The following is a 4,141-nucleotide window of genomic DNA, read 5'->3' as shown; positions in this document are numbered from 1 at the left end:
TTCAAAGAGCGTTTTAGCGTTTGCGGACTGCGGAATCGCCGTCTATACGGAGCGCCTTCGGAGCGTGGCGCAGCCTGGTAGCGCACTTGACTGGGGGTCAAGGGGTCGCAGGTTCGAATCCTGTCGCTCCGACCATTTCCTCTGGGAAATCGGTTGGTTAAAGGGGTCGCTTTCGGGCGGCCCCTTTTGCAATTCCGGCCCTATTTGGCGCCCGGCTCGCGTTCGGCCCAGCGCAGCAGCGGGATCAGGGGCACGCCCCAGCCGATCCCCGCGACCGTGAAGAAGATCAGATCCAGCCACCAGATGTTCGGCAGGCGGTCGTTGATCGTCACCGCGCCCCAGACCCAGAAGGCCAGGAAGAATAGGACGCCGATCGTGGCGACGAATCGGCGAGCGCGCGGCGGCATCAGCGTTTGCTCCGGAACAGGAAGAAGGCGACCAGGCAGATGACGGCGGCGATCATCGACCAGACGACCCAGACCCAGTCGCCCAGCGTCGCCACGGCGAAGACCCGGATGGCCAGGAAGGCGCCGCAGCCCGCGCCGACCGCGGCGACCAGAATGGTCCCGCCCAAGCCGCGACGGCCGGTCAGCAGGTCGGCGATCCAGGCCAGGGCCAGGGCGCCGACGACGGCGATGGCGATATCCGCATATGGCGCCACGGGCGCTCCTTCAGAATGGTGCGACGCCTTGGCGCCGAAAGCGACTCGATCTTGCCGCGCTTGAGGGGCATACCGCCCCGGTCGCCCGGTGGGTTTGGCGACAGTGTATCGGGGCGAACGGCAGGCGTCGAATGAACCGTTTTGTGAATCAGGATCGCAGCCGCGCGGTGGCGTTGTGGCTGTTCTTCAGCGCGGCCATGGTTTTCGCCATGGTGGTCATCGGCGGCGTCACGCGCCTGACGGGTTCGGGCCTGTCGATCACCGAGTGGAAGCCCATCATGGGGGCCATCCCGCCGCTGAACGCGGCCGAGTGGGCCGAGGCCTTCGACAAGTACAAGGCCATCCCGCAGTACGCCCAGGTCAACGCCGGCATGAGCCTGGGCGAGTTCCAGGGCATCTTCTGGTGGGAATGGCTGCACCGTCTGGTCGGGCGTCTGATCGGCGTGGTCTTCGCGGTTCCCTTTGTCATCTTCCTGCTGATGCGGCGGATGCCCAAGCGGCTGATCGTGCGCTGCCTGATCCTGTTGGGCCTCGGCGGGCTGCAGGGCCTGATCGGCTGGTGGATGGTGTCCAGCGGCCTGTCGGAGCGGGTCGACGTGGCGCCTGAGCGGCTGGCGACCCACCTGGGTCTGGCCTTCCTGATCTTCGCCGGTCTGATCTGGACCGGGCTGGAGGCCTGGAGCGGGTCGGACCATTCGCGTTCGCCGCGGGGCTGGACCTGGGGCGCGGCCTTGCTGCTGGCCGCTGTCTTCGCTCAGTGTCTGCTAGGTGGCCTGGTGGCCGGGGCCAAGGCGGGCTTCGTCTATACCGACTGGCCGATGATGAACGGCGCGGTCTTCCCGCCGGTCGAGTGGGGCATGGGCGGACTGGCCTTCCTGCACGATCATGGTCTGGTGCAGTTCAATCACCGCCTTGGGGCCTATGTCCTGCTGGCGGCGGGCACGGCCTACGCCATCCACGCCTGGCGCTGGCGGCTGGCCGAGGGCCTGGGCGTCTCGGCCTTCGTGCTGGCGGGCTTGCTGTGGCTTCAGGCCGGGCTGGGCGTCGTCACCCTGATGCACGCCGTGCCGATCACCCTGGGCGCGCTGCACCAGGCGGTCGCGGCCCTGGTGCTGGGCGCGGCGACGGTCAACCTGTGGCTGGTCCGCCGCTCGCGCCCGCGCCTGTTCATGAGCGGACCGCGTTCCACGGGCCTCTGATCGCGAAGGTCAGGCCGGGGTACATGATGTTCACGAACAGGACGCTGCCGTCCGGCGAGAACACGGTCCCGGCGAACTCCGAGTTCCCGGTGAAGACGTTGCGGGCGATGGTGTAGAGGCGGCCGTCGGGCGTCACGCCCTTGATGTGGTTGCGCACCTCGTCGGAATAGTTGTCCTCGCAGACGATCAGGTGGCCCCAGGGGGCGATGCACAGGTTGTCGCCCATGTTCATGGTGCGCAGGTCGGTGCTTTCGACGAACAGCTGGATGCGGCCGGGATTGCGGGCTTCGTCGGCGCCGCCTTCATCGGGCGAGGGGACGTAGCGCATGATCTGGCCGCGGCGCAGCGGCCCGCCTGAGGTGGCGGTCAGGTAGAGCTCGTTCTCGCCCCAGAATATCCCTTCGCCGCGCGCCACCTTTACGGCGCCTGCCGCATGGCCGCGATGGCGCAGGTCGTCCTTGGGGGATTCCACGTCGTCCAGATCGATCCATTCGACCTCGCGCCAGTCGTTGACGGACCAGGCGCGGGCGTCGTGGTTGGAGCTGTCGGCGCTGGCTTGCCCCTTGAAGGCCATGGCCTGCAGCCGTCCCCCGCGCGCCAGCTGGCCCGGAACCGTGGGGATGAAGCGGTAGAAGAGGCCGTCGCCCTGATCCTCGGTCAGGTAGGCGATGCCGGTGCGCGGATCGATGCAGACGGCCTCGTGATCGAAGCGGCCCATGGCCTTCAGCGGCACGGGTTCGACCAGCCCGGTGGCGTCGGCGGGGACCTCGAACACCCAGCCGTGGGCCTTGGTCACGTCGGCGTCGGCGGGGGTCTCGACCGTTTCCTCGCAGGTCAGCCAGGTCCCCCAAGGCGTGTGACCGCCGCAGCAGTTGGTCGAGGTGCCGGCCAGCGACAGGTGCTGGCGCACCGTTTTGCGGGTTTCGAGGTCATAGACCAGGGTGGTTGTGCCGCCGGGCAGGGGCCGGCCGTCCTTGTAGGTGTCATAGGCTTTCGAGGCATCCAGCAGGCCGAGGCGCTCATGATGGAAGCCGCCCGGCCCCATGTTGCGGTGCAGCGCCTTTGACCCCTTCAGTTCGTGGTTGCGGACCAGGGCCACCGTGGTGGGGCTCAGGGCGAAACAACCCATGCCGTCGGGCTGGCCGGGGACCAGCAGGCCGTCGTCCATCGTCTCGCCGCTCTGCGAGATGACCTGATAGGAAAAGCCCTCGGGCAGGTCGAGCAGGCCGTTGGGGTCGGCTTTCAACGGGCCATAGCCCTCGACCTGATTGACGTAGGTTTCTTCACCTGCCGCTTGGGCGTGGACGTTGCGGGCGAAGCCGGCGAAGGCGAAGGCGGCGGCTCCGGTCGAGATCAGCTGGCGGCGTTGCAGGCGCATGAGGGACTCCGTTTGACGGCCAAGCTTAGACCGCGCGCGGACGACAGGGGCGATACGGAGCTGTGACGGTTGCGTGGCTGCGACGTTATGGGCGGGGTGCGCTGTCCTTCTCCCGCAAGGGGAGAAGGATTAGATGCGAGCCTGACGACGCGCCTTACAACCTGGATCCCGGCCTTCGCGGGGATGAGCGGAGGGAAGAAGGGGCCTTAGCCGATCTTCACCCGCGTCGCCGCTTCGGGCAGGTCTTCGCCGAAGGCGCGCTGGTAGAACTCGGCGATGGTGGGGCGCTCCAGTTCGTCGCACTTGTTCAGGAAGGTCAGGCGGAAGCTGAGGGCCAAGTCGCCGCCGAAGATGATGGCGTTCTGGGCCCAGGTGATGACCGTGCGGGGCGACATGACGGTGGAGATGTCGCCGTTCATGAAGGCGTTGCGGGTCATGTCGGCGACGCGGACCATGGCGGCGATGCGGCGCTTGCCGTCGGCGTCGTTCCACTCGGGGATCTTGGCGGCGACGATCTCGGCTTCGACGTCGTGGTCGAGATAGTTCAGCGTCGTGACGATGTTCCAGCGGTCCATCTGACCCTGGTTGATCTGCTGGGTGCCGTGATAGAGGCCCGAGGTGTCGCCCAGGCCGATGGTGTTGGTGGTCGAAAACAGGCGGAACCAGCGGTTCGGACGAATGACGCGGTTCTGGTCCAGCAGGGTCAGGCGGCCCTGAGCCTCCAGCACGCGCTGGATGACGAACATGACGTCGGGACGGCCCGCGTCGTATTCGTCGAAGACCAGGGCGACCGGGCGTTGCAGCGACCAGGGCAGGATGCCCTCGCGGAACTCGGTGATCTGCTTGCCTTCCTTCAGGACGATGGCGTCCTTGCCGATCAGATCGATGCGGCTGATGTGGCTG

Annotated in this window: 5 protein-coding genes and 1 tRNA gene; 2 read left to right on the top strand and 4 right to left on the bottom strand. The window is 67.1% G+C overall.

Annotation, left to right across the window (positions count from 1 at the left end):
- Nucleotides 1–58: 58 nt before the first annotated feature.
- Nucleotides 59–135 (top strand) — tRNA-Pro (locus VGE49_RS00705).
- 65 nt (nucleotides 136–200) lie between these two features.
- On the opposite strand, the gene VGE49_RS00700 is transcribed toward VGE49_RS00705, so the two are convergent.
- Together VGE49_RS00700 and VGE49_RS00695 are read right to left on the bottom strand one after the other, a co-directional pair.
- Nucleotides 201–407: a DUF2842 domain-containing protein gene (locus tag VGE49_RS00700; RefSeq protein ID WP_331032671.1), complete on the bottom strand. Its 207-nt coding sequence runs from the start codon at nucleotides 405–407 to the stop codon at nucleotides 201–203.
- The gene (locus tag VGE49_RS00695) at nucleotides 407–661 is read right to left on the bottom strand and encodes a transglycosylase (RefSeq protein WP_331032670.1); all 255 of its coding nucleotides are present in this window, start codon (nucleotides 659–661) and stop codon (nucleotides 407–409) included. The genes VGE49_RS00700 and VGE49_RS00695 overlap by 1 nt, the downstream gene beginning before the upstream one ends.
- A gap of 131 nt (nucleotides 662–792) precedes the next feature.
- On the opposite strand from VGE49_RS00695, the gene VGE49_RS00690 reads away from it, so the two are divergent.
- Nucleotides 793–1,860 (top strand): COX15/CtaA family protein, encoded by a 1,068-nt coding sequence (locus tag VGE49_RS00690; RefSeq protein WP_331032669.1) that lies wholly within the window; start codon nucleotides 793–795, stop codon nucleotides 1,858–1,860.
- Here VGE49_RS00690 and VGE49_RS00685 read toward each other — a convergent pair.
- A complete protein-coding gene (locus tag VGE49_RS00685; RefSeq protein WP_331032668.1) occupies nucleotides 1,829–3,238 on the bottom strand; it encodes an alkaline phosphatase PhoX in 1,410 nt (469 codons plus the stop codon). The two genes, VGE49_RS00690 and VGE49_RS00685, sit on opposite strands and share 32 nt — an antisense overlap.
- A gap of 206 nt (nucleotides 3,239–3,444) precedes the next feature.
- On the bottom strand, nucleotides 3,445–4,141 hold a 697-nt coding region (locus tag VGE49_RS00680; protein ID WP_331032667.1), incomplete at its 5' end, for a cobaltochelatase subunit CobS.

Source organism: Brevundimonas sp. (assembly GCF_036405315.1).
Classification (GTDB): domain Bacteria; phylum Pseudomonadota; class Alphaproteobacteria; order Caulobacterales; family Caulobacteraceae; genus Brevundimonas.
The sequence above is the reverse complement of the archived record's forward strand: the minus strand, read 5'-3'. Positions and strand labels throughout refer to the sequence as shown.

Coding starts and splice junctions, on each gene's coding strand:
- VGE49_RS00700 (WP_331032671.1), bottom strand. CDS start 407: ATGCCGCCGCGCGCTCGCCGATTCGTCGCCACGATCGGCGTCCTATTC.
- VGE49_RS00690 (WP_331032669.1), top strand. CDS start 793: ATGAACCGTTTTGTGAATCAGGATCGCAGCCGCGCGGTGGCGTTGTGG.
- VGE49_RS00685 (WP_331032668.1), bottom strand. CDS start 3,238: ATGCGCCTGCAACGCCGCCAGCTGATCTCGACCGGAGCCGCCGCCTTC.